The 25,248-nt window shown below is 64.2% G+C and carries 24 protein-coding genes and 1 pseudogene; 16 read left to right on the top strand and 9 right to left on the bottom strand.

All coding sequences use genetic code 11. The features are described 5' to 3' along the window. The first annotated feature begins 24 nt into the window (after nt 1-24). From ACIP5Y_RS26400 to ACIP5Y_RS26410, 3 genes are all read left to right on the top strand, one after another. Nucleotides 25-189, top strand: coding sequence for a hypothetical protein (locus ACIP5Y_RS26400; RefSeq protein ID WP_400353754.1), 165 nt, complete (start codon nt 25-27; stop codon nt 187-189). A gap of 3 nt (nt 190-192) precedes the next feature. After that, nucleotides 193-1,290, top strand: a complete 1,098-nt coding sequence (locus ACIP5Y_RS26405) for a hypothetical protein (protein ID WP_400353756.1) — start codon at nt 193-195, stop codon at nt 1,288-1,290. A gap of 274 nt (nt 1,291-1,564) precedes the next feature. Beyond that, the gene (locus ACIP5Y_RS26410; RefSeq protein WP_400353758.1) at nt 1,565-2,050 is read left to right on the top strand and encodes a DUF4442 domain-containing protein; all 486 of its coding nucleotides are present in this window, start codon (nt 1,565-1,567) and stop codon (nt 2,048-2,050) included. A gap of 817 nt (nt 2,051-2,867) precedes the next feature. On the opposite strand, the gene ACIP5Y_RS26415 is transcribed toward ACIP5Y_RS26410, so the two are convergent. Beyond that, nucleotides 2,868-5,444, bottom strand: a complete 2,577-nt coding sequence (locus ACIP5Y_RS26415) for a hypothetical protein (protein ID WP_400353760.1) — start codon at nt 5,442-5,444, stop codon at nt 2,868-2,870. Nucleotides 5,445-5,616: 172 nt separating this feature from the next. Between ACIP5Y_RS26415 and ACIP5Y_RS26420 the strand changes: the two genes are divergently transcribed. The 5 genes and pseudogenes from ACIP5Y_RS26420 (at nt 5,617) to ACIP5Y_RS26440 (ending at nt 8,660) form a co-directional block, all read left to right on the top strand. After that, entirely contained in the window at nt 5,617-6,150 is a 534-nt protein-coding gene (locus ACIP5Y_RS26420; RefSeq protein ID WP_400353762.1) for a hypothetical protein, read from the top strand. Beyond that, nucleotides 6,147-6,461, top strand: a complete 315-nt coding sequence (locus ACIP5Y_RS26425; protein WP_400353915.1) for a hypothetical protein — start codon at nt 6,147-6,149, stop codon at nt 6,459-6,461. Before ACIP5Y_RS26420 ends, ACIP5Y_RS26425 begins: the two co-directional genes overlap by 4 nt. Next, nucleotides 6,449-6,496 (top strand): annotated as a pseudogene (locus ACIP5Y_RS26430) (Dabb family protein); the annotation flags it as partial. The gene ACIP5Y_RS26425 and the pseudogene ACIP5Y_RS26430, both read left to right, overlap by 13 nt. A 42-nt stretch (nt 6,497-6,538) precedes the next feature. After that, nucleotides 6,539-6,661 (top strand): hypothetical protein, encoded by a 123-nt coding sequence (locus ACIP5Y_RS26435; protein ID WP_400353917.1) that lies wholly within the window; start codon nt 6,539-6,541, stop codon nt 6,659-6,661. Between the two features lie 769 nt (nt 6,662-7,430). Beyond that, nucleotides 7,431-8,660: an alpha/beta fold hydrolase gene (locus ACIP5Y_RS26440; RefSeq protein ID WP_400353763.1), complete on the top strand. Its 1,230-nt coding sequence runs from the start codon at nt 7,431-7,433 to the stop codon at nt 8,658-8,660. 276 nt (nt 8,661-8,936) lie between these two features. Here the strand turns inward: ACIP5Y_RS26440 and ACIP5Y_RS26445 are convergent, their stop codons facing one another. Then, nucleotides 8,937-10,364, bottom strand: coding sequence for an FAD-dependent monooxygenase (locus ACIP5Y_RS26445; protein WP_400353766.1), 1,428 nt, complete (start codon nt 10,362-10,364; stop codon nt 8,937-8,939). 64 nt (nt 10,365-10,428) lie between these two features. Here ACIP5Y_RS26445 and ACIP5Y_RS26450 point away from each other — a divergent pair, with 64 nt between their 5' ends. Further along, on the top strand, nt 10,429-11,070 hold the full coding sequence (locus tag ACIP5Y_RS26450; protein ID WP_400353768.1) for a TetR family transcriptional regulator: 642 nt from the start codon (nt 10,429-10,431) through the stop codon (nt 11,068-11,070). Nucleotides 11,071-11,149: 79 nt separating this feature from the next. On the opposite strand, the gene ACIP5Y_RS26455 is transcribed toward ACIP5Y_RS26450, so the two are convergent. Both ACIP5Y_RS26455 and ACIP5Y_RS26460 read right to left on the bottom strand, forming a co-directional pair. Further along, the gene (locus tag ACIP5Y_RS26455; RefSeq protein WP_400353770.1) at nt 11,150-11,890 is read right to left on the bottom strand and encodes a class I SAM-dependent DNA methyltransferase; all 741 of its coding nucleotides are present in this window, start codon (nt 11,888-11,890) and stop codon (nt 11,150-11,152) included. Nucleotides 11,891-12,392: 502 nt separating this feature from the next. Further along, nucleotides 12,393-12,647, bottom strand: a complete 255-nt coding sequence (locus ACIP5Y_RS26460) for a hypothetical protein (RefSeq protein ID WP_400353772.1) — start codon at nt 12,645-12,647, stop codon at nt 12,393-12,395. A gap of 193 nt (nt 12,648-12,840) precedes the next feature. Between ACIP5Y_RS26460 and ACIP5Y_RS26465 the strand changes: the two genes are divergently transcribed. The 4 genes from ACIP5Y_RS26465 to ACIP5Y_RS26480 all read left to right on the top strand — a co-directional run bounded on the left by ACIP5Y_RS26465 (nt 12,841) and on the right by ACIP5Y_RS26480 (nt 17,689). After that, complete coding sequence (locus ACIP5Y_RS26465; protein WP_400353774.1) at nt 12,841-14,295, top strand: FAD-binding protein; 1,455 nt, start codon at nt 12,841-12,843, stop codon at nt 14,293-14,295. A gap of 768 nt (nt 14,296-15,063) precedes the next feature. Beyond that, complete coding sequence (locus ACIP5Y_RS26470) at nt 15,064-16,224, top strand: IS110 family transposase (protein ID WP_400353776.1); 1,161 nt, start codon at nt 15,064-15,066, stop codon at nt 16,222-16,224. A gap of 235 nt (nt 16,225-16,459) precedes the next feature. Further along, a complete protein-coding gene (locus tag ACIP5Y_RS26475) occupies nt 16,460-17,380 on the top strand; it encodes a TY-Chap domain-containing protein (RefSeq protein WP_400353778.1) in 921 nt (306 codons plus the stop codon). 57 nt (nt 17,381-17,437) lie between these two features. Next, entirely contained in the window at nt 17,438-17,689 is a 252-nt protein-coding gene (locus ACIP5Y_RS26480) for a hypothetical protein (protein ID WP_400353779.1), read from the top strand. 595 nt (nt 17,690-18,284) lie between these two features. Here ACIP5Y_RS26480 and ACIP5Y_RS26485 read toward each other — a convergent pair. Continuing rightward, entirely contained in the window at nt 18,285-19,670 is a 1,386-nt protein-coding gene (locus ACIP5Y_RS26485) for an amidase (protein WP_400353903.1), read from the bottom strand. A 220-nt stretch (nt 19,671-19,890) separates the two neighbouring features. Here ACIP5Y_RS26485 and ACIP5Y_RS26490 point away from each other — a divergent pair, with 220 nt between their 5' ends. Beyond that, entirely contained in the window at nt 19,891-20,370 is a 480-nt protein-coding gene (locus ACIP5Y_RS26490) for an AAA family ATPase (RefSeq protein ID WP_400353781.1), read from the top strand. Between the two features lie 21 nt (nt 20,371-20,391). Next, nucleotides 20,392-20,919, top strand: a complete 528-nt coding sequence (locus tag ACIP5Y_RS26495) for an AAA family ATPase (protein ID WP_400353783.1) — start codon at nt 20,392-20,394, stop codon at nt 20,917-20,919. A 135-nt stretch (nt 20,920-21,054) separates the two neighbouring features. Here ACIP5Y_RS26495 and ACIP5Y_RS26500 read toward each other — a convergent pair whose 3' ends face one another. The 4 genes from ACIP5Y_RS26500 to ACIP5Y_RS26515 form a co-directional block, all read right to left on the bottom strand. Then, entirely contained in the window at nt 21,055-21,570 is a 516-nt protein-coding gene (locus ACIP5Y_RS26500) for a GrpB family protein (RefSeq protein WP_400353785.1), read from the bottom strand. Between the two features lie 260 nt (nt 21,571-21,830). Continuing rightward, entirely contained in the window at nt 21,831-22,190 is a 360-nt protein-coding gene (locus tag ACIP5Y_RS26505; protein WP_400353786.1) for a hypothetical protein, read from the bottom strand. Between the two features lie 188 nt (nt 22,191-22,378). Then, nucleotides 22,379-22,840: a dihydrofolate reductase gene (locus ACIP5Y_RS26510; protein WP_400353788.1), complete on the bottom strand. Its 462-nt coding sequence runs from the start codon at nt 22,838-22,840 to the stop codon at nt 22,379-22,381. Between the two features lie 164 nt (nt 22,841-23,004). Continuing rightward, complete coding sequence (locus ACIP5Y_RS26515) at nt 23,005-23,553, bottom strand: ferredoxin (RefSeq protein WP_400353790.1); 549 nt, start codon at nt 23,551-23,553, stop codon at nt 23,005-23,007. A gap of 389 nt (nt 23,554-23,942) precedes the next feature. Between ACIP5Y_RS26515 and ACIP5Y_RS26520 the strand changes: the two genes are divergently transcribed. Further along, the gene (locus tag ACIP5Y_RS26520; RefSeq protein ID WP_400353905.1) at nt 23,943-24,437 is read left to right on the top strand and encodes a class I SAM-dependent methyltransferase; all 495 of its coding nucleotides are present in this window, start codon (nt 23,943-23,945) and stop codon (nt 24,435-24,437) included. Nucleotides 24,438-25,248 lie beyond the last annotated feature (811 nt).

Below are 25,248 nucleotides of genomic sequence, written 5' to 3' on the forward strand. Positions count from 1 at the left end.
AGTGGGCTTCTCTACGCTGCCCGCATGACCTGTTCCCGGACCAGCCCGCACTACATATCGGTCGCCCCCTTCGCCCTCGACCTGGTCGGCACCGATCCCGCTGAGAGCACTGCCGCCTCGTCATCTGGTCTCTCACTGCGCACGACGCTGCCCGACGATGTCGAGCTCTCGCCGGTCGGGATGGTGTGAGAAGTGTTCAGGCTAGAGAAGGAAGTCGGTGTCTCCTACAGTCAGGTCTATGTCGAAAGTGTTGTAGGAGGCATCAACTCGCGCATGCACGACGCGTTCGCCGGGCAGCGGTCAGGACTGTGCGGCGCCGCGGTACCCGGCAAGCTCTTCCTGCTCACCGGGCTGCACACCGGCGAGGTCGGCTTCACCGTCGAAGTGCACGACCAGGCTCCCCCGCTGGATTTGGCATGGGAAGACGTCGTGGAGGTCTCCTTCTACCCGGCCTCGGATCGAAGCTTCCTGGTGCAATGGGCAGGCGAAGCCCGCTGGGAATTGGATTTGAGAGAAGGGCTCGACTATCGGGTACGGTACTGCGCGCAGGGCATGGACCAGGCGCGGGAGAAGGACGTCAGACTCGACGGTGAGCCACTACTGGACCGCTACCTCCTGCAGTTCTGGCCTTCCCCACCCGAGCCGGACCGCGTAGTGCGCCAGACCTCGCAAGCTGCGGCCTACAGCCACGACTATGCCCGCCAGCAACCAGCTTTCGATTCCATAGTGCGGGCCGTCATGGCGCAACAACGGGCACTCCTCACCCCCGATGCCGAATCGTCAGGCGACGCCGAATCTCCGGAAGGGATCGCAGGCATGGCCGTCATCTCCCACGAGGCCGACCCCGAGTCCATCCGCGAGCAGTTGACATCGCTGAGCTCCCATCCCACGGCGCTGCCCTGGGATTGGGTCGCCGCTTTCGAGACCGAGCATGCCGAGGACGATCGCGTCGGTTACACCCAAGCGTTCCTCGAAGAGATCGGTGAGCACGCCTTCGACCTCGGCACTGTCTTGGCATCGCTGGATTCCGGCCGAGACTACTACCTGACCTTCGTGACACCGTCCCAGTACGAACAGCTCTCAGAGCTTCTCACCGGCCAGAAAATTGGCGTTGAAAGCGTTCGAATCGGCTGCTGGACACCGCGCATGAACCCGAAACAGAGCGACGCGATCAGAGCCTGGGCCAAAGCCAACGCCCATAAATTCACGCCAGCGCGCGGGATGGCGAGCACAGCGCCGCGCGTAAGCCTCGACGCACAAGAGGAGACCGAACCGGACCAGCGCGCCTGACCCGTTCGGCACCCGGAATCTCCACCCGCCATACGTGTTTGGAGCAGAAAGTGGGCTGCCGCGTTTCGCATCTGGGTACCACAGCGTTCGGCGATCCTCCGCGATGTCCTCACTAGGCAGCGCTGGCGCTATCCGCGAGCTACGGTGAACGTAGCGCACATTATGGATCTGAACTACTCTGCTGATGGTCGTGGTGGCTCCCAAGTCTGCTGTGCAACAGCACAATGCACAGCTGCCCGGCCGGAGACGCCTCAGTATGGCCAGAATTGGGGAAATGGTGCGGCTGCCTTCGGCACGTGTGTTTCGGTATGCCATGAGCGCATATCCGCCGTTGTTGTTCGCTGGTGTGCGGGTCGAGCATGTCGCAGACGACTGGACCTCGGTCCGGGTGGCACTCCGAGTCCGGTTCTGGAACCGCAACCACAACGGGGCGGCATTCGGCGGCACACTGTTCTCCATGACCGACCCGTTCTTCGGGCTCATGCCACAGGGACAGCTCGGCGATCGATACCGCGTCTGGAACACCGCCGCCGGTATCGAGTTCCTGGCACCTGGACGCGGGACTGTCACCACCACAATGGAACTCACCCGTGCGCAGGTCGAGGAGATCCGTCAGGTCACCCGCGACGGCGGAAAGTCGATCACCGCGCATACTGCCACGATCTATGATTCGGACGGGAAGATCGTCGCTCGCGCAACCCAGGACTTATATGTCCGTCCGGCTCGTACCGATGCGGATGCTCCATCTGTTGCTCGGTAGTACGGCCACGGGCCTGATAGCACGTCACGGACCCGAGCCCCGACCGCGTGCCACATGTTGGACAATCCACGCAATTGCATGGAATTCGGCAATACGGTGCGCGGCCGGGAGTCCGTGGGCCCGTTCATCTTCGAGGCCGACTCGTGGCCGCTTCGAACCGAGCGATCAGCGGCAGTAGCAGATATTGTGTGATGCAATGATTCTCGTGGGTCAAGAATGGATTGATCAAGTGACTGCGGAGCTGTGGGGACCGTGTGCCTCGGGCCCTGTGCCCGCCAAGAAAGTCACCGGTGGCCTTACGCGCCTTTCATTCCGCGCCGCCCACGATTACCTATTTCCGGGCGTCGCGCCGTCAGGAACAAAGTAGCGCCGAGGCCTCCGAACGCTGGAAATGCCAGCAGCGGCCAGTGCGCCGACAACAGCAGGAGACACCCCGCGCCACCGTATGTCAGTACCACTACCCGTTGGGTGGCGCGGGATCGTTGATCGCGAGCCGGCCAATACCGATACCAGGCACCGCGACGGGTAGCGATGAGCATTGCGCCGACAAGGAAGTTAACAGCAAGCAACACTGCACTTACCGCACGCGCTTCACCCCAGAAATGTGAGTTCATAGCACCCCCCGAACCGTCTCGCTTTGCCCACCAGGTGTTTTCCCGATTCATAGACAGCTTCCCAGTGATACCTTGCTCCGGATTCTCCGGCAAGTTCCACCGCTACGCGGTGTCCCTTTACAGTCAGGTTGATCATCCACAGGCCCGCGCTGACCGTTCCGAACAGCGCGGCCTGCGGCATTTGAGGATGTCTTATGATCAAGTCACCCAGGCTCGCCCGATCGAATAATCGCTACTCGCTGAGAGATTCGCTCGCGATGGTGGAGCAGGCGGGAAGCCCGGGCGGCCTGCGTCCGCACGCCGGTAGCGAGTGTGGTGTCGCGGATCCCGGGGGGAAGGGCGCCGGTGGAGAGCAGGTCCTTGACATGGGCGGTATCCAGATCGCGCAGTACCCGCGAGCCTTCGGCATCACGCGGTGTGAGGAAGTGCCAGAAGGCGGGCGGCGGAAACATCGGCGGAAGTTCCGGGCCGGCGGTGATATTCGTGTGGGAGTCGCCGAGTGTGCGCACCTCCCACACGGCCCGCTCTCCGTCATACGCCCGGATCAGCACCGGATCGGTCCACGCGCCATAGGTCAGCAGCAGATCGGCACCGCCCTCCGGCATGCGAATCACTCCCCACGGGTCGTCGGTACGCTGGCCGCCCGCGTAGGTGGCGCGGCGCCCGTCGATGCCTTCGAGTAGGTATCCCGTCGGGCCGTGGCGATCCTGCGTGATCCGATACCCGACTACGCCCGCGGTGGAGCCGAGCGGCGAGTCGGGGATGCTTTCCGGCAGGCGTGCGTGGGACTGGACGTACCGCGCCAGTTCCTTACCATCGGGGATTGGGTGGCCAGCGAAAAAGTCCGGAAGCGAGCCGGATTCGGCACGTTCACCGGTCGCGGGGTCGACCTCCGCCCAGTAGTCCAGTCCCGTGCGGAATGCCGCGTAACTCCACACTCGCGCACCGTCGCTCAACTGCAGCCGGCATTCTCCGATGCCGCGACGATCACCTGGGCGGAGGATTCCCGCACCGTCGTGACGCCCTCCGGGGGCTGTGAACTGGTACCCGAGGCCGCCGCCGTAACAGCCTCGACAGGGTGTCATTCCGGAGGTCTCGGCCGGAGTGAAAATGTCGGCGGGTGCGCTGGTCCAGAACGCCTTCTCCGGGCGGCCTTTACCGCGCGTGTAGCCGACGAGGAAGTCGCCGCCCGCGTAGAACACTACGTGCGAGGTCGTGTGTGGAGGCAGTGTGAAGGTGGTGTCGGCGACCGGTCCATGCGGATCGATTACCAGGGCTCGGTCCGCGTTGTAGATAGTGAGCAGCGGCCAAGTTGACGTGGCACCCTGCACCTCGCCCAGGTCGGCAATGGTGTTTTCCAGTGCAGGCCAACAGAATTCGTCGGGAATACCCGCGCGGAGTGTGTTTAGCAGTGGGCCGACGCCATCCAAGGCGGCCAGCGCTTCGTCGATGCCATCGAGTGCCTGGGCGGTCGGCAGATCCAGCAGCTTGTCGAGTTCGATGAGGGCCAGTTCGGCATCGACGAGCCCGCCGGCCGCGACTCGGTCGATGAGAGCGCTGATCCTGGCTTGCACCAAGCGTTCGATTCCGGGATTCCCCGGCAGCCGGGCGATCACGGACCTCGTGGTTTTGTCATCGGCGTACATGGTGGCCTCGAGCTTCGGACCCAGGACCGGATCAGCGGCCAGGGCGACCAGATCGCGCTGAGATGCCGCTCCCCAGACGTGCATTTCGCCATGGCGTGGGCCGTCTATGCCGACACCTACCGATACCAGTGCGTCGGCGAGATCGGCGTCGATGTAGGCGGAGTTGTATCGACCTGACGACATGGCGATTCGCTCACTGGATTCCCGCAGTCGTGGGCCGATTCGCTCGATCATGGCGAACAGTTCCGGAGGCATCTGCTGCATGGTGATACCGCCGTAGGCCACCTTGACGTAGCAGTACATATGGAAGAACCGGCTGATCCAACCCGCCAGCCCCCTTGCGGGCGTGAGTGTTCCGTCAGCCATGCCAGCGATTGCACCGGCGGCATCGAGCATGCGCAGCAACGCCGCGCCGTCGGTGGCAGTCGCCGGGAACAGATCCAGGAGGAGTGCGGCGTCGGCCACCGGTGTCTGAGCGAAGACCTTTGCCGCACCGTCGAGTAGCCCGTTCGGCACCTTCGCGGACGTACAGGCGGCGAGGACATCCCGCAGCACGCGAGCATCTTCATCCACGCCGAGCCCTGCGGCCTTGGCCGAGGCCCGCACGCGCCGATGCAGATCTGCACCGAGTGCTGCTCCGCCGTGCGCAAGCGCTACCAGCAGTCGCACGAACTCGTGGTGTGCATCCGCTGCGGATCCCACTGTGCCCAGCCAGTGCTGGTGGACCGTTACCTCTTTGACCGGGAGTGCGCCCGCCCGAGCGAACAGCAGCGTGTTTTCCCGGTGGTAATCCACATGCACCGGCAGGGAGTGCTCCCGTTCGGCGGTCCTGGCCAGGCCGTAGACGGTCATCGCCGCTGTGCGAAAACGCTTACCCAGGTACCGATCACCCACGCTTGCACTCAGCCAGTGACCGATCATGTCCCAAAACCAAGGACGATGCGCCTCGGGCAGGTCCCGTGCCCGCCAACCGATCTGATCGACAAATGCACCAGGCTTCTGCGTCCTCCGGAATTGCACCACGAGCGTGCCTACCAGTTCCTCGGCGGACTCGATCATGCCGGAATCGAACCGGCGCACCCAGTCCGAATACAGTCTCGAATTCAACGGATCGGACGGCAGCAAGATCGACATGCAGCGAATTGTCGCAAAGGGCACTGACATCCAGCGCTCCGCTGCACCGCGCTGGCCGGTTCGGCCAGCGCGGTCTGCGGTGCAGAAAGAGGATGTTGCCGCTATGTCATGTAGATGATCGTGATTCGCCCGGATTCAGGTCCGAGAACGTGACGCTGCTACGCTCCGGCGGGTGGGTGGGGCTGGATTGGCGCAAGTGGTTCACTCCCTGACTGATTCACAGTTCGGTGCCTGTTTCGACGACGTGGACTGGATGGATCTCGCCAAGCCTGTCGTGGCGCTCGGAGGCGATTGGCCTGCCGCGCTCGCACTGGCTGCCATGCCCTCGATCTGGCGCCCGAGCATCGATGATGCTGTCCACCATCTACGGGTGCAATCAGAGCAGGACCTGGCAGAACTGCCGGCATTGGGGTTTTGGAGTGCAGTCTGCGGGCTGATCGGACGTTCATGGCGACTCGGAATTCTCGATGAGTTCACGGCGACAGTGCGTCTGGACCGCATGTGGTGGCACATCCGCGATCACGAACCCCGAGACAGGGCTGAGGAGCTCATCTGGGAGGGCATGGCATGTTTCGAGCTCGACCATTTCGTAGACATGGACGTGACAGACCGGGCATTGGCTCTGCTGGCCGAGGCGGATCGGTTCATCGCTGACGATGCAGTCGACATCGCCTTCTGTGAAACCGTTCTGGAGGCTTTCCTTTGAGTGCGCTCATCGGTCGGCATGACGGTGGGCCGCTGCGCTGGCGAGATACCCTCGGCTCGTCGATCTTTCGATTCGTTTGGGCCGCTACCGCATTCGTGACCCGAGAACGCCACCCGAAAGGCTCGAAATCGATGATCTACCACGGCAATCGCTTCACCATCAAGCCCGGCGTCTCGAGCGAACAGCTCGAAGAAGCCCTGGAGAGTCTGCGCAACCGAGGCGGCCAGATTGCGTCGGTCCAGCACTTCACCTCGGACCCGACTTCGGCGGCGAATACGACTACGGCGCGGTCTACGTCATCGACGATCTAGCGGGTTACTGGGAATACCTCATCCACCCGGCCCATCTGCACACCGACCGCATCGGCCTTCCACTGGTGGACAGGTTCGTGTCCTTCGACATCACCGACGATCCCGACCCCGAGTTGGGCACGAAAATCGCCGCGCTGCACCAGCGGCGCTACGACAACTACCCCGAAGTCGCCCAACTGGTAACCGATCTCGGCGAGTAGCAGGGCAGCGCGGCGCCCGGACGGCACGGCGAGCACTCGCCACGAACTTGACGACGCGCCGGGGGCCGGGCTGAAGCTATTGTGCGAATGAATGTTTCAGGAAGCTCCGGTCTCCGCGCTCACGTGCCAGGTCCGAGTGCGCCCGACCAGGGGCAACCCAACCCATCCTGCAATCGGCACAGTGCGTTCACCGCTCCAGGCCGAGGCCGAGCCAGCCTGCGAATTCCTGCACTTGGTCAGCAAGAGCTTTGTGCAGCTTGATGCCTTCAGGGTCAGCCTTATAGCCATACCGCCGAATGAGATTGGCCGCACCAGCGATGGTGTCGACATCCGTGACGAACGGGACTGCTGCAAGATCAGGTTGACACCTATTCCCGCAGCAGTCCCTAACGATCCTCAGTCGCGGCGTGCTGGGGCCTCGTGCTCGTTAACGACCATTCAGCATTGAGGCAATATGGCGCGTCCGTCCGGCGTCAGATCGGCACAGCCGGTTGATCTTCCGCCGCGACACGCTGGCCGGTCCGGTCAGCGCGGTCCGCGGTGCAGGAGTGTACGTTCGACTCGCCGAGATGATCTCTGCGCGTTGATCTTCGAGCTTGCCGTGTGGCCGATATGAACCGCGCAGGTGGGGCGTGGTCTGCTGATCTGCGTTCTGGATGGTACGTCCATCGTTCGTGCCCGACTCGCCTGCGAACGGGCCGAATACAATGGACTCCCGGGGTTGAATTCTCGTGGCCGGCCTGGCGTCCGGTCTGGTTGGATCGCGCGTATGTCAACCAGCGTGTGCATCCCCGGCCTGGTGCTCGCCGAGCACGAATTCTCCGTCCCCCTGGACCATTCCCGCCCTGACGGCCCGAAGATCACCGTCTTCGCTCGGGAGATCGCCGATCCGGACGGGCGCGACCGACCGTTTCTCGTCTACCTCCAAGGCGGGCCCGGGCACGAGGCGCCGCGGCCGTCGCGCGGGGCGCCGAGCTGGCTGCCGCGGGCGTTGCAAGAATATCGGGTGCTGATGCTCGATCAGCGCGGCACCGGGCGGTCTACGCCGGTCGGCACGTTGTCCGGCACTCCGGCCGAGCAGGCCGAATACCTCACCCACTTCCGTGCCGACGCGATCGTCCGCGACGCGGAGTTCGTGCGACGGCAGCTGGGCGTCGACAAGTGGAGCGTGCTCGGTCAGTCGTTCGGCGGGTTCTGCACGCTCGCATACCTTTCCCACACTCCCGAAAGCCTGGCCGAGGCCTTCTTCACCGGGGGGCTGCCGCCGATCGCGCGGCATCCCGACGAGGTCTACACCGCGACGTTCGCCAATCTGATCGAGCGCAATCGCCAGTACTACCGCCGCTATCCGGGCGATCGCGGCCGGGTCGAGGCGCTGCTGCCGATGCTCGACGACGGGGCAGTCGTGCTGCCCGACGGCAGTCCGCTCACCGCGCGGCTGTTCCAGCAGCTCGGGTATGTCCTCGGTGCCGGCGGCGGCGAGGAGGTATTGCACTACTTGCTCGAACGCGACCCGAAGTCCTCCGCCTTCGCGCACGACGTCGCCAACTCGCTGCCGTTCACCGCGCGAAATCCGCTGTACTCGGTGATCCACGAGTCGTCCTACTCCGACGGATTCGCCACCCACTGGTCCGCCGAGCGCGTGCTGCCGGACGAGTTCCGCACCGACCGGACGCTGTTCACCGGTGAACACGTGTTCCCTTGGCTCTTCGACGACTTCCACGGTCTCCGGCCGATGAAGCAGACCGCCGAGCTGCTCGCCGCACACCAGTGGCCGCGGCTGTATGACGCCGACGTGCTGCGCGAGTGCACGGTCCCGGCGGCGGCCGCGATCTACGCCAACGACATGTACGTCGAGCGGAGGTTCTCCGAGGAGACCGCCCGGTTGATCCCGACGCTGCGACCGTGGATCACCAACGAGTACGAACACAACGGCCTGCGCGCGGCAGGCGATCACGTGCTCGGGCGGTTGATCGACCTGGTCCGCGGCCGGGTCTGACGGGTCGTGAGGGGAACCCTGCGAGACTCTGATACCCGCAAGGTTCCCCTCACGGACGGGCGAGGATCACGTGGTACCGCAGGGTCGTTCGGCGCCGGTCGATCCTGCCCGAGTAGGCATTACGAATGGTTCTGCGCTGCGGTCTGTCTCAGTGCCGGCCACCACGCCGGGCCGGTTCGATCAGCGCGCCATTCGGCAGTATGGTGCGTTCAGTGGCGCCGGATCGACAGTCCCAGTTGATCTTCCATGCCCTGGGCTGGCCGGTTCGGCCGCTGTTCAGCCGAACCATCGGGTGAGTGCGGATTCGAGTGGTTCGGTATCGGTCGCGGACCAGGCGATGTAGCCGTCGGGCCGGATCAGGACGGTGGTGGCGTCGTCGCCGGTCTCGGCGATGACCTGGTCGACCCGGTCGGTCCAGCGGTCGATCGACCGTGGTGTGTCGTCGAAACACAGCAGCAGGCCACGGCCGGAGTGCAGCAGCCGACTGACTCGGCTCGGGCCGTGTGCAGTGGTCAGGTCGAGGTCGATCATGCGTGGACCGACCCCGGGGTATCGGATGTCCAGGCCCGACATCATGCCTGAGATGACGTGGTTGGTGTCGGGGAGCCGGAGCAGGTCGGTGAATAGGTCGCGGACCGCGGCGAGGTCCTCGTCCTGGTTCGGGTTCATGATCACGCCCTGTGCGCGGGTCGTGCGCAGTACCCGCGCGGCGACGGGATGGCGCTCGGTGTGATAGCTGTCGAGCAATCCGTCGGGTGCCCACCCGTGAACCGTCGCGGCGAGTTTCCAGCCGAGATTGACCGCGTCCTGGATGCCGAGGTTCACGCCCTGGCCTCCGATCGGCAGGTGGATGTGGGCCGCGTCTCCGGCGAAGAGCACTCGTCCCTCGCGATAGCGCTCGACCTGGCGGGTGGCGTCGCTGAATCGGGATGCTGCGCGCAACTCACCGAGTTTCGTTCCGGGCCCGTATACCACCTGCAGGACTTCCTCGACTTCCTCGGCCGCGACGGGGGTGTCGCGGTCGGGCCCCTCCGCGGAGAGCGTGCCGAATATCATCCGGTACAGCTCACCCTCGATAGGGTGCAGAACGCTGAAAAATCCGCCCGCGGACTTGATGTATCGGCTGAAGTGTTCGGACGTGCTGGGGACCGCCGCGGATCGGGCCGCGAGCGTCAGGTCTGCCACCACCGAGGACGTGGTGCCCGCAGTGCCGGGGAACGGCACACCCAGCAGCTTGCGGATCGTGCTGTGCCCGCCGTCGCAGGCGACGAGGTAGCTGGCGCGAATGCCGGCGACGGTGACGCCGTCGGAATCCTGTTCGATGGCCGATACTTCGGATCCGCGCAGCACCGGCACACCTCGGTCCAGGAGCCGCTGTTCGAGGAAGGCTTCGAGCCGGGCCTGTGGGATGGCGACCGGGTACGGGTGGCGGGTCTGCCACCGTCGAGTGTCCAATTCGACGGGAAGTCCGGCGAAATGCCCACCGAACTCGCCGCGGGGCAGCGCGCGATCGAGCAGCGGGTCCAGCAATCCACGCAGGTCGAGTACCTCTGCGGTGCGTGGTTGCAGTCCGCCTGCCCGGGACTGGGTACTGCGTGTGTGCTGCTTTTCCAGCACGACGACCGGTATTCCGGCGAGGGTGAGCTCGGTGGCCAGCATCAGGCCGGTCGGCCCGGCTCCGACCACAATGACTTCGGTTCGCACGCTATCCCCTAAGTAGACTTAGTGCAAGAATATACCCGATCTACTAATGCGCTACGATGAGGCCGTGACCGAACCGATGGGACTGCGGGAACGCAAGAAGGTGCGCCTGCGCGAGACGATCGCGGCCACGGCGATCCGCATGTTCCTGGAAGCGGGATTCGACCAGGTCTCGATCACCGATATCGCGCGAGCAGCGGAGGTCTCCCGGCGAACCTTGTTCGCATACTTTCCGACCAAGGAAGATCTCGTTCTGCAACGGTTCGCCGACCACGAGGACGAAGCCGCCAGAACGGTCCGGGCACGGCGAAGCGGGCAACCGCCGCTGGACGCGCTGCGAGAAGCGCAACTGGACGCGCTGCGGCGGCGCGACCCCAACTCCGGCCTGAACGACGACCCCGAGATCATGGCCTTCCTGTGCTTGGTCTCCGGCACCGAAACTCTCGCGGCAAGGCTGCTGCGCTACACCGCACGCGGGGTGGACACACTCGCCGATGCCCTGCGCGAGAACGGTTTCGATGGGCTCACCGCGCGCCTCACCGCCGCCCAGGTGATCGTGGTACAGCGCGAACTCGCCCTCATGAATCATCAAAGCCTCGTCGACGGCGAGTCCGCAGCGGACCGTTACCCGGAAGCGATCCGCGCCACCAATCACGCGTTCGACCTCCTGCGCGACGGCCTCGAATTCCTTCCAACGGACCGGATCTGACCCCGACCCGCGCTCGATTCGGCCCTTAACGTGCGTTCGGGATTGCAGGCAACCTTTGGACGACAGCCAAGTGTTGATCTCAGGTTGGCTTGCGCCACACCGAAATGTGCTTCGCGGAGTCCTGGGTGAACGGCGCTCCGTTCCAGTCCGCGACGCGACGTTCCAGTTCGAGGCCGGCGATCCGGGCCATGAGGTCCAGTTCTGCCGGCCACGCGTATCGGTGCCGAGAGCTGCTGCGACGGTAGCGGCCGTCGTCCCCCTCGCGGGTGAAGTGGTGGGAGACGAGAATCTGTTCGACCACGTCGAAGGTGTCGAAGCCGAGATGCCGGTCGGAAACGTCGAACGGAACCGCGATCTGGCCGGGTGGCAAGAACCGCAGCGGCGGCACGCCCAACTCGATGACGAACCGGCCGCCAGGCGCGAGATGCTGTGCGGCATTGCGGAAACACTCGACCTGTTCGTCCTGGGTGAGCAGATTCGTGATGGTGTTGTACACGAGGTAAACCAGGGCGAATTCGCCGGGCACGACGGTGGTGGCCATGTCCCCGATGGTCACCGGGAGCTTGCTCTCGTTGATCTTTCGACGCAGGACCGCGACCATGTGCTCGGACAGTTCGATACCTGAAACCGGCACACCACGTTCGCGCAACGGAACCCCCACTCGTCCGGTTCCGATGGCGAACTCCAGTGCCCGGCCGGCTCCAGCAAGATCGGCGAGGAACGCGAGAGTCGGCCCGAGTACGGCGGCCGAGGACATCTCGGTCTCCTCGGCGTCGTAGCGCTCGGCAGTCGCACGGGTCCACAGTTCACTGCTGGTCACGGACAGCCACTCTGCCGGGGGCCGAGGGAGCCTGTCGACGTATTTCCCTCCACCCGTCCCGATCACAGCGTGCGACACGCAGCATGACGGTGCGTTCATCAGCAGCAGCGTGGGTCGGCAGATTGCGGAGTTTGCCCCTCCCCCAAGCTTTTTCGTCGATCAAGCAGCCAGGCCCGAAGTACCGGGCTGGAATAGCGCGTTCCGTCCCGGGGGTACGAAAAACGCCGCATGGACGGCAGCGAGCCTAGGTGACAGGCGGGGGCTGAATGAACACCACGGAGTCGGGAACCGCGCCTACACGGGGCGGCGGAGTCCGCTGTTCGGGTTCCTGAGCATCTTCTTCAAGTTCGGTGCCGGTGACCGGTTCGTTCTCGTCGGCGGCTGGATCATTACCCATCGGAACTACCTCCGCTAATCAGATCCGCTCCCCCACAACGATTATTGCAGTCCAGACCGGATAGCAGAGGACTTCGAAGGCATCACCATCGGCGCTATGGTGCGTTCAGTCGACCTCGAATCGGTCCGGCCGGTTGATCTCCGCTACATCGACGCGCAGCGCCACCTTGCGTGACAGGGAGGTCGCCAGCGCCAGCAGACCGCCGACGCTGAACAGCAGTGCAACGGCGATCCGCAGAGCCAGCGAACCTCCGGGTGTGAAGATCGCACATGCCACAAAGACCCCGGCTACCAGCAGAAACAAGGATGTCTTCGGGTTGAAGCTGTATCGCTCTTCGTAGATCATCCCCACATCCGGCATCGGACCAGATCCTCCCCCGACCACACGTTAGCACCGGCCGGAGGGCTGGAGGCGGGGCCTGGAACTCCGGCCCTCACAGTTGACGGCTGCGGTGAATACCCTTGCGACACGCGCGGCAAACTGAACGGCTCGGCGGCGATCGGCCTGCATTGTTGGCGGTGAGAACGGGTGTATCACCGACGAGAGGGAGTTCGTGACCGAGATCCGGACGCTTCTTCAGGGCAAGCTGCCGACGACGCGGATGAGTTTTCCCGGCGATCCCGACTTCGACCGGGCCCGGGCCACCTGGAACGTGCGGAACCGCTATCGGCCGCTGGGCATCGTGCAGCCGACGACCGTCCAAGAGATACAGGCTGTGCTCGACACTGTGCGCGGGAGTGCCGGCGCACGGGTAGTGGCTCGTTCAGGCGGACACTCGTTCGAGGGGTTGAGTCTCGGCGGCGAGGACGACAAGGCCCTGGTCATCGACATGGCGGCATTCAACGAAATCGAGATCCGCTCCGAAGAGCAGGTAGCGATCGTCGGAGGCGGCGTTCTGCTCGGCGACCTGTATCGGGAGGCGTTCAATCAGGGCGGATTCATGGTGCCCGCGGGCAGTTGCGTCACCGTCGGGGTCGGCGGACAACTGCAATGCGGCGGCTACGGCCACTACTCCCGCACCGCCGGCATCCTCACCGACCAGATCCTGCAGGTCGAGATCCTCACCGCAGACGGTGAACTGCGGGTGGCCGACCAGAACACCAACCCCGATCTGTTCTGGGCCGTCCGCGGCAACGGCACCGGTTCCTTCGGCATCATCACCCGCGCGAAGATCAAACTGACCAAGGCCCCACGAGCGGTGGCGCGGTTCTCCTACAAGTGGAAACGCTCCGAAATCGACTTCTCGAAGCATTTCACCCTGTTACAGCACTACGCGCTGTCGATGCCGCGCACCGCCAACCCGTGGATCTGTGTCTGGCTCGGTGAGGTGGAGTTCGTCGGTGCCGTGCTCACCGATACCGAAACCGACCGCGACACTCTGCTCGCGGACCTGGAAGCCGCATTGCCGCCGACCACCGACAAACAGGTCGAGGCGGTCACATTCCTGGAATCGGTGCGCGACTTCGGACTGACCCAAACCTCGGCGCCCTGGTACAGCGACCTGAGCGCCATTGAACGTGAACGCGACGAACACCTGCGCTACATGACCATCCGCGCCGGATTCCTCCGGGAACCGCTCAACTCCGAATGCATCGACCACCTCGCCGAGGTCATCGCCCGACAACCGTTGACCGGCAGCCGAATCCAACTGGTCAGCCTGAACCCCGACGACGGCCCCTTGTTGGAGACCACCGCGATCCCGGTCCGCGGCGCCACCTGGGCGATGGGCATGTCCAGCTGGTTCGAGCTCGCGGAATTCCCCGACGAAGACAGCCTCATCCAGGCCGGACAAGCCAATGACAGCTGGCTGAACGAGGCCTACAACGTCTTCCGCCCGTACAGCGTCGGCGGCTACATCGGCGATGACGACATGGCCGAAAACGCCACCTCCGACGACATCTGGACCGCCTACTGGGGCGATCACCTGGTCCGCCTGTCAGAACTCAAACGAAAATACGACCCCACCAACCTGTTCCACCACAAACTCAGCATCCCCCCGAACCGCTGATCGCGTCCGCAGCATCGCTTTCGCCCACCACATCCATCTCCTCCACGGCGCCGGCGGCCGGAAGAATGGCTGCGAAGCTGTAGCGGCCGAACAGGTTCAGGGTGCAGTGCTCGCGGGGAGAGCCGGGCGATGTCTTCGTCCCGGATCTCGTGGCCCTCGGCCTGGAGCTGAGCGACGGTTACCGGATATTCGCAATGATACGAACGGGGAATTCTCGCGTTCCAGGGCCTGACGGACCACAAGAGCTGCCCAACGTCCGGCAATCATCATCGGCAGCGCTTCCCCGGCCCCCTCGACCCGTCTGCCCAAGTCGGATCGGTTGCGGGCCAAGCACACTCCCCGTGCATGCCACGCGCCGCGGATCAACGGCACGTAGCAGGTGAAGTCCAGAGCAACACGCAACCGGTCCCGAGGGATCGGCCGGGCGGTAGCTCACAGACGCGCTGATATCGGTGCGGGTTCAGCCGGCCCCGGATGGACACGGCCACTTGATCTTCCGGCGCCCGCGCTGGCCGGTCCGCTGAGCGCGACATGCGGCTAGTTAGAGACTGGTGTCAGGATCGGATCCCGGCCAGGATTTGATCCAGGTGCCCGGTGGGATGCTCCCTTTATGCGGCTGCCCGCCGTCTGGATTGGTGTGGCTCTCAATTGGCTTGCCTCCCATCGGGTGCCGTGCAGGGAGTGGCTGAAGAGGGGCCTGCCCCATGCTCGAACTAGCGGTGCCCTCCCGCACGGACACCACCATGTCGAGCACGGGAGGAACCGGCGATGACCGTCATCATCGGAATGGATCCACACAAACGCTCCGCCACCATCGAAGCCATCGACCCGACAGGCAAGATCATGGCCACCGGTCGATACAGCACCGACAACCTCGGATATGCGGAAATGCTCACGGCTGCACAACGATTCACCGACCGAATCTGGGCTGTCGAAGGGTGCAACGGCATCGGACGGCACTTGGCGCACCGTCTGGTCCACGACGGCGAAGTTGTCATCGACGTGCCGGCGAAGCTCTCGGCGCAGGTGCGGGTGTTCGCGACCGGCAACGGACGCAAGACCGACCCGGTCGATGCCCACTCGGTCGCGCTCGCCGCACTGCACGCACCGAATCTGCGACGAGTCGAGGCCGATCCGGATCTGATCGTGCTGGGCATGCTCGCCGATCACCGCGACCAACTCGGCCGCGCCCGCACCGAAACCCTGTGCCGGATGCACAGGCTGCTCCTGGAGCTGATTCCCGGTGGCGCCAAGACCTTCCTGTCGTCGCGGCAGGCCCGCGAGCTGATCGCCCCGATCACCCCCCAAGATGCGGCAGCGCGGGTCCGGCTGCGGCTGGTGGTGGAGTTGATCGAGGACCTGGAAACCATCGACCGCAAGACCAGGGCCGCGGACAAGGAACTGCGGCAGCTGGTCACCGACCGTGGTTCGACCTTGATGGACCTGCACGGGATCGGACCGTCCTCCGCAGCAAGGCTGTTGGCCGACACCGGCGACATCCGCCGCTTCGCCGACCGGGACCGGTTCGCGTCCTGGAACGGCACCGCACCACTGGACGCGTCTTCGGGAGATCAACAGCGACACCGGCTTTCCCGCGCCGGCAACCGCAAGATCAACCGAGTCCTGCACATCATGGCCATCGTTCAACTACGCAACCGCACCCCGGGCCGGCTCTACTACGACAGCCGCAAAACCGGCGGGAAGACCTCGATGGAAGCCCTGCGCGCCCTCAAACGACGACTGTCGAATGTCGTCTACGCCCGGATGCTCACCGATCATCGGAGGCGCGAATTAGCAGGCCCGGGAGGGCAATCGGGAACGACTACTGACTCCAGCGCGACCGGCTCCAACCCGCACACCAGCCCTTCGGACAAGCCACATCCCGGACCCACTCACAAGGCTAGCCCCGCACCCACCCCGACGTCTTGACATAGAGGGGTGCCAGTTGAGTGCGTTTCCTGCGGGCAGGTTTGTGCCAGATCTCGGTGTGTTGCTGCATGGTGGCTCTGGCTCGCGTGAGATTCGGGACTGTCGGTCATCGCGACCTACTGGGGGGCGGCGTTGTCGGTGGCGGCGGATACGTTCTGCGGTGAGAGAGAGTATGGGAGGGACGATCATGACCACTGAGGGTTGGGACGAGCTGCGCGCCACGATTCCGGAGCTGGTGGACATCGAATTCGACGATGACGCTAACCTGATCCAGAAATGGGCGTTCGTCCGGTTGCGTGACAGCGGTACCGGCACCGACATCATGATTTATGAGAACGGCGGTGCAGTCGAGGCCACGGTCACGATCCCGCCGGATCCGGTTGCCGCGCAGCGGTTGCTGAGCGTGCTACAAACCCAGCCGGTATGGTTTCAGGCCTATTACAACGAGCAACGCTTCGAAACCCGGTGGAGCCCGAGCCATTCCGAACCCAGCGAACTTCGGGAGGTATCGGCTGCGGTCGTCGCGGTCATGCGCGACGGGCTCGGCATGGAATTACAGCGCACCCGCTACACCGCCGGCGACGAATCCGGGTTCGACACCGGACCGTGGGCGCTGCGTAACGTGTTGACCGCTGAACAGCCCACCAAACGTGGTGCGCCCGACCGCTGCACCGACTGGGCCGATTTCGCCGAGCGCCTGGAATGGGTGTTGCGAACCCTGCCCGGCTACGACATCGTGACTCTCGAAGCCCCTGCGGTGGAGGGCCTCAGCGCGATCCAATTCCTGCAGGAAGCGAGAGATCTGGAAGCGGTGATCATCATGCTCGACACCGTCACCGGGCCTGACCTCGACAACCTGGACCTGCAACTACGCGCAACCGGCTGGCAGGAATTGGACGGCAAGGGAACCGGCTACACCGAATGGTGGTACGGCCCCTTCTGCTCGAGCGCCGGCTTTTTCGATCGCCGACTCGACAAGATCCCACAACTTACGATTGACACCTTCCGCACCGTGTTCGGCGTGAACAGTCCACAAGACCTCGCCATCACCGGACCGGAGACGGTCGTCGTCAATGGCCGCCAGGCCTATATCAGCAGAGAACTCGGCATTCCGTGCCGGCCTGACGGACGTCCCGACACAGCCGCCACCCCGTAGTCCCCGGCAGTTGTCCGGACGTCGGATGCCCAGTGCCCGTTGGCTTTCCGAGTTTTCGTGCCCGCCGATTCGGTGCATCTGGCGGTTTCGGTCGGCCTGGCCGACGTCGATCGTGCACCGGTGGTGGCCGTACGCACCATCCGATGGCCCGAGAACTTCGCCAGCACAATCAGCGCGACAGTGCGGAGACTGGCTCGGCAGGACTTCGACCACGCCAGCAGGATCGACGAGGCCAACTACCTGCACCTGTTCGTCGGAAACGAACGGCTGGCCCAGCGCGCTGGGGTGCGCTGCACGAGCATGAACTGAATCGCAGTGCGCCGACGTGTTCCGCCGTGGTTCGAGTAACGCAGTGCACCCACCATTCGGTAGTCGAGGTTGTTGCGTCGACAAAACTGATTGGCCATCCGGCCGAGGATGTGGTGATGTGCCCAAGTGACCAGACGCGTTTCGCCTCAACAACTATGGGATCAGATGTCGAGACAGGCCCGAGCCGAATTCGACCATCTGATGATGTCGGGCAAACCCGTTCATGCCATCCGCTCGGCCCGTGAACATCTCGGCGAACCTCTTCCACACCTTCACGACTGCATGGACCTACTTGTCCTACGCGCCGACGAACTCGGCTGGCGACCCCCGGGCCGCCCCGACCCGCACACCCAGACTGAATCAGAACCAGACCCGGCCCCTGAACTACCGGGGCACCCTATGACGCACCTGCCACAGAACAGCGGGCCATACGTCGCGTAATCGGCATGTGCGTGCGCTCGCCGGTCGAGCCCGCGGCCGGTCCGGAACGCCCGGGTCGCGGCTGGTGAGTGTGTTAGGTGAGTGCTATCCATGGCCGTCCACTGCCCAGGTGGTTCAGACAACCGATGGACGAGCTGAACGTGGCTGGTCGCTGCTAATTCGGGAGGGTCTTGGGCCGGTGGCGGTGCCACTGCAGTCGGGATTCCAGTTGCGAGGCAATCGATATCAGTGTCGCTTCGCTGTCAGGGCCGCCCATCAGCTGAGCGCCGACGGGCAGGCCGTCGACGGTGAAGCCTGCGGGGATGTTGATGGCGGGCCAGCCGAGGACGTTCCAGGCGAAGGTATACGGGCAGCTGGTGATGGCCTTGCGGTACGCGGTGTAGATCGATACCCCATCGATGGCGTCGACGGTTGGTGGGGGTGTTGCGGTGGTTGGGGCGAGGACCACATCGAACCTGTCGAAGATCCTCCCGATCTTGCGTGCGAGTATCGGTTCGACGACCTCGTGGGCCCATTGGGCTACCGACCCGCTCAGGCGGCCGAAGCGCACGTTCCAGCGGGTGTGCCCGGCGATCTGTGTGGCCGATGGCAGGTCGCGGTGTGCGCGGGCGATGCCACTGCTGGATCGCGAACTCCACGACAGGATCAGTCGTGGGTCATAGTCGGGGTCGGCCGCGGTGACCTGGTGACCAAGTTCGCGCAAGGTTGTCGCGATCTTTTCGACCGCGTGCCGCACCTGCGGATCGAGTGCGGCGGGGAAGAAGGTGAACGGAATGGCCTGGGAAAGAGCGATCTTCACCCGGGCCGGGTCTCGGCGGGCAGCTTGGGTGAACGAGCTCGGCACCGGCGAATCGGAGCCGTGGGTGCCGGAGATGATGTCGAGGAGCAAGGCAGCATCGGCGACGGTGCGGGCCAGGGGACCGACGGCGGTGACGCCGTGCCAGTCGTTGTTGTCGGGAGCGAGAGGTGCACGTCCGCGTTGGGGCTTGATGCCGACCAAGTTGGTCCACGCGGCCGGGACGCGGATGGATCCGCCGCTGTCGGAGCCGAGCGCGGCCGGGACCAGGCGGGCAGCGACCGCGGCGGCGCTGCCGCCGGAGGATCCGCCCGGGGTGTAATCATGATGCCAGGGGTTGCGGGTGTGGCCGAACGCGGGCCCGTGGGTGAAGGGCCATTCGCAGTGTTCGGGAGTGTTGGTCTTGCCGATCACGATCGCCCCGGCGGCTTTGAGCCTGTGCACGACCTCCGAATCGGTCGCCTTGGGTTCGAACTCACCGCCGCAGCCGAAAGCGGTGGGCGCTCCGGCGATGTCGATGTTGTCCTTGATCGCGATCGGGATTCCGAGCAGCGGCAGACGTTCCCCAGCCGCGAGACGGTGATCGGCGACCGCGGCCTCGTCCAGCGCAGCCGCCCGGCATACCAGACGGAAGGCATTGACGGTGGGCTGGCTTTCACGGATCCGGTCCAGCGCCTCACCAACCAACCGCACCGAACTGATTTGACTGCCAGCCAGGGCAGAACTGCACTGCTGCAGATCCATTCCCGCACTACTGACCCGCTCGTCCACGCGAAGATCCTCCCCGATTCCCCGGCCCGCAGGCTAACACAAAAAGCCGAGATGATCTCGGCGCGTTGATATTCCAGATAGGCAACCGACCGTTCCCACTCCAAGCGCTCAGCGGCAAGGTAGTGCGTTTGCCGGGCCGCGGACATCCGTCCGCTGCGGCGATGGAGAGCGGGGGACTCGCTAGGGTGGGATTGTGGCCTTGATCTTGGTGACGGGGATGTCCGGTACGGGGAAATCCACCGTGCTGAATCTGCTGTCAGAACAGGGATTCCGGGTGGTAGACACCGATGTCGGCGGCTGGATCGAAGAAGCGCCGACACCCGATGGCGATGGGGGTGAACGGCAGTGGCGGGAAGCTCGCATCGATGCCCTCCTCACCGAGCATGAGCGTTCGGGCGAGTTGCTGTTCATCGGGGGAACGGTGTGGAACCAATACAAGTTCTATCCACGGTTCGACCATGTCGTTTTGCTCAGTGCACCCATCGATGTGATGCTCGCGCGGATTGCCGCTCGTGACACCAACCCCTTCGGCAAGGCTGTCGAGGATCGCGAGCGGATCGCGGCTGACACTGTTCAGGTTGTTCCACTACTCCGCGCCGCGGCCACGGTGGAGATCGACACCCGCAGACCACCCGCGGATGTGACCGCCCAGCTGGCGGCCTTCGCCAGGTGAAAACCGATTACGCTCGGCTCCATGATCGTCTGGCTGAACGGGACCTTCGGAGCCGGAAAGACCACCACAGCTAAGGAATTGATCGCGCTTCTACCCGGATCGCGTCTCTTCGACACCGAAGAAGTCGGTGTCATGCTCCGTCACGTCCTCTCCACCGAACCCGTCCGGGACTTCCAAGACTGGCAGCCCTGGCGGGGACTGGTCGTCGCCGCAGCAACACAGATCCTCGACTACGTCGGCGGGATCCTGGTCGTGCCCCAATCGGTTCTGGTCCACCAATATTGGCGAGAAATCCGCGCCGGACTCGAAACCGCTGACATCCCGCTACGGCATTTCGTTCTCCACGCCGACCGCGACGAACTTCTCCGGCGCATCGAAACCGACTCCACCATGCCGAACTCCACATGGCGCCTGGAACACCTCGATGACTACGACGACGCCCGAGCCTGGCATCACCAGGAGGCCCACGTCATCGACACCACCGACCTCCGACCCAGCCAGGTCGCCACACTCATCGCCGCCGACGCACTTCGCACCACACAGAGTTGACGCTCGGCAGTTCAGTGCGTCATGCCGGCCTCGGATCGACACCGCTCACCAATCTCCGCCGCGACTCGCTGGCTGGTTCGGTCAGCGCGCCACGCGGCATTATCGTGCGTGGGTATGTAGCTCCGTCCGGCTGTATCAGCTCGGATTGGTACGGCCCGACCGAGTGAGTACGTCCTCGACGAACGCGGACTTGGCTTCGGTGTATGCGACGCGGTCGGTGCCGAATCGGCGAGCGTTGTCCTTCTTCAGTTGCGCGTAGGTGCGAGCAGTGTCGGGATGGTTGCGCAGCGTGTTGCGGAAAGTGAGGTGGCGGTCGAGTTCGCGGCTGTCGGTCGCACACACGTAGAGATGGTGGGCCCGGCGGTCGGGCGGAGTGGTGAATGCTTCGCGCTGTGCAATGCCCTGGTTCCCTGCGTGCTGGTAGCCGAGTGGCCGTAATGCGTCGGTGACGCGAGGAAGATGGTTCCAGGACTCGATGACCACATCGATGTCGATGATCGGTTTGGCTGCCAGGCCCGGAACCGCGGTGCTTCCAACGTGTTCGATGCGCAGTGCGAGTGGTCCGAGAGCGGTGACGAGCTCGCCGGCGATCTCGTCGAAGGTGAGTGGCCACTGCGGGTCGTACTCGGCGATCTCCACCCGATCGTTCACGCGCGCCCTCCCAATCCTAGGCAGAAAACGATACGACATCGAGGGTGCGGTGCGGCTGTCCAGCCGCCGGATGGCCGATCCGGTCCACGCGGGTCCCGGCAGTTGCGGACGTTTGGAAGCGCTGGTGGCCAACCAATTTGGGCGGCCGACCAACTCGCGGGTCGCGGCATGAGCGCGCGCCGTCCTGTGCGATAAAGCTTGCGCTGGGGCGGCATGAGTGGACCCGAAACTCGTTGTCAGAGGCCAGCAATCAGGCTGCCTCAGAACCGGACGTTGGTTTTGCCAGTCCCTATGACGACGTAAGGACCCGACATCGGTCGGATTGCGATCTCGTAGTCGTAGTCGGCACCGTACTTCGCCTGCTTGTCAAACACACTCTGGCTGTACTCGAAGATGCCGCCCCCACGCCCATCATTATTGATCTTGATCGGTGCACCAATGAGAATCTTGTACGACGTCTCGTTGCCCTCGGTGACACCCGGCTCTCGAATCCATAGCTCGTAGTTCTTCCCGATTTCGGTGGCCGGCGCTGTCCCGCGCCCGTCGATGGAGGCCAAGCGGCCACTCGGCAATTTGTTCAGATATATGGGGCTGGCAGTCCAACCATCAGATCCGGACACGGAGGTCTCCTAGCCAGATAGGAACAGGTGATACGTAACACTATGCTCGACGAGCGGCGCGGCGTGGCGAGTTTTTGGCAACTCCTTATCGGCATGTCAGCGTGTTCGGCTGACGGCTGTTCGCCTCGGCCCCTTGATCTTCCGGCCACCCCGCACTGGCCGGTTCAGTCAGCGCGGTCAGCGGCAGATCAGTGCGTTCTGTAGGTGACCCAGCTGTAGCCTTCTCGGTGCAATCGTTCTGTCTCGACCCAGCGGGTCGGGTCGATCGGCGGGAAGTAGACATCACCATCAAGCGGGGACTCGATTTCAGTGATCTCGAGCTGGTCGGCGTGATCGATGAGCTGTGCATAGAGCTCACCGCCGCCGAAACAGATGACCTCGCCGTCACCAGCTGCGGCAATAGCTTGGTCGATCGACCCTACAACCGTAACTCCGTCTGGCGCCCAATCGTTTCGGCGGGTGACGACGATAGTGCGCCGATCGGGTAGCGGTCGGCCGATGGAATCGAATGTGCGACGCCCCATTACGAGCGTCCGCCGTAGAGTCATTCGCTTGACTCGTTGGAGATCATCACGGTCACGCCATGCCAGGTCCCCGCTGCGGCCGATCACGCCGTTCTGAGCCACCGATGCAATAAGCGTCAAGGTCACCGGTACATCATGCCTTGCCAGCGGCGATGGGAAGGCGCTGCATTCGGCATTTCAGCGCACTTCGACGACTTGAGATGGGCTCTGGTCGTTGATCTTCGAGGGCGGGTACTGGCCGGTTCGGTCAGCGCGGTCCGCGGTATCAGCGGATGTCTGGAAGGACCTTGTTACAGATTCGGCAGCGGGTCGTCGGCGGCCGGGTATCGATCGTTTTCCAATCTGAACACATACCTCCGCAGATCGGTTTCGAGGTCGGTGGCCAGGTATGTGAGGAAGTCCCGGACACCCTCTGCCGCTTCGCCTTTCAAGGTGCCAGCGCCTTCCTTCGTGTACTCGGCGAGCAACTGCGCAAGGTGCTCGGCGACCTTGCCGCGGCCACTCCACCACGCACGAACGACCGCGGGAGTCCACCGCGAGTCCCCGTCACAAGCGTAGCCGTCGAACGGGTCGGCATCCGCTGCCTCCAGCAGGCATTCGACCTCGACCGGCGATGTCGGCTGACGATAGACGAACTCGTTGTAGTACTCACCGCCGTAGAGCACGTTGCGCGGCGCGTGAATCCTTCCGGTCCAACAGGTATCGGTCTGCGCAGTGTAGAAGGGACCGGGCACGTTCATCCAATGCCGATCCTCCCACTTGTCACCGTGGTAGACGGAATCGTTGAGATCGCGCCGAACCGAAGTCATCGGATCCCAGCGTTGCGGTAGCTCGCTCACGTCACCAGCTTTCCCTATTACGCGGTATGCAGGCGATGAGTGTCGGTCTTCGGCCATCGCGCTCTGTATGCGCGCACGCTGGTGCATTCGGCAGGCTGCGGCCTGGCTGGTCCGAACAGCTGCGTAAGGGCGGCGTGGGCCGATATTGGGATCGGCTGTGCTGCAAGCGACCAGCGCCGAACTGAGGGGCACTCCGCTCGGGCCCTTGGGTAGCCTTCGATCGTGGGAATGGGATCGAACGGTGACGGCTGGCTGGATGACACACGGATGTCGTACGACACCGTTGCGACTTCGTATGCGGACCTCACCCGTCATCTCCTGGACGAAACACCCGAAGAGCGTTCAGCCTTGGCGTCGTTCGCCGAGGTGGTGCGTGCCCAGGGCGGGGGCTGGTTGCGGATGTGGGTTGCGGGGCGGGGCGGATCACCGCTCACCTGCGTCAACTGGATGTGGACGCATTCGGGATCGACCTGTCGCCCAGCATGATCGACGTGGCCCGCCGCGATCACCCCGACATCCGGTTCGAGGTCGGCTCCATGACGAACCTCGCTCTCGCCGACAGCTCGCTCACCGGCCTGGTCGCGTGGTACTCACTGATCCACGTCCCTGATGAGGAGCTGAGCTCCGTGTTCGACCACTTCCAGCGAGTGCTTCGCCCCGGCGGGCCGCTGCTAGTCGGCTTCCATGTTGGCGACGATTCGCAATTGAGGACCCAAGGCTACGGAGGCCATCCGATGCATCTTCGTGTCCATCGCCGCCAGCACAGCCGAATGCGCGCGTGGCTCGACGATGCCGGCTTCGTCATCGAAGCCGACAGAACTCTGACCTCGGCCGAGAGTGCGCTCGGCGGGATCATCCTCGCGCGCCGCAAGATCGCCGACTGAATCACTGTTTCGGCAGCGTCGAATGCCCCGCCCAGATCAGCAATGCGGCTGTCCTGGGTGTCCTGAATTCGGCATGAGCGCGCACTGAAACGGCCCGAGTTCACTTCGGGCCGTTGGTCTTCGGCGGAGTGCTGTCTACCGCGCCGGAACGCGCGGGTCGCGGGAGATTCGAACGTTCCCGAGCGCGGCGTCGCGGACCGTTACCAGCTTGCGAACTGGCCTGGCCTCACTTTGAGCTTGGGGGCGGTATCTCGCCGTCTGTCGGCTTCTCGTCTCCGTTGACTCTTTCGCGATCAGCCCACGGGACGGAGCCCGTGGCGCCCAACATGGAGATGTTCACCCCGAGAGACGCGAGCTTCGCTCGGAACTCGTCGTTGGGATCGGTGGGCTCGGCCATCGTCTGACCTCCGTGCAGGAAGGGGGAAGGAGATGTGCAGTGATCATTGTCCGCCGCCGCCGCCCCGCCGTCTCCGTTAGCGCAAAAACTAGCGTTGAGATGTTGTCTCTGCAATGCGGACGGCCATCCGAATATCCCGCATTCGGCAGTTCAGGACGTTCGCCGGGCCGAGATAATCTCGACCCGTTGACCTTCCCGCGCTGCCGCTTGCCCGCCGCGGCCGACGTCATGCACAGCGGCGGCTGACAACTCCACCAAGAGTGGGCGGACACCTCTCCGGCTGGGAAAAGATGGTTGAAATCAGCCTGGGAGTTTCCCTGGAACGCGAACGGCCGCGCACCCCTGGGGTGCGCGGCCGTTTCACCGATCCGCTGGGTGTGGGATCAGGGCAGGACCTGCGGGACAACGGACGGG

It is taken from the genome of Nocardia sp. NPDC088792 (assembly GCF_044750615.1).
In the GTDB taxonomy this organism is placed as follows: domain Bacteria; phylum Actinomycetota; class Actinomycetes; order Mycobacteriales; family Mycobacteriaceae; genus Nocardia.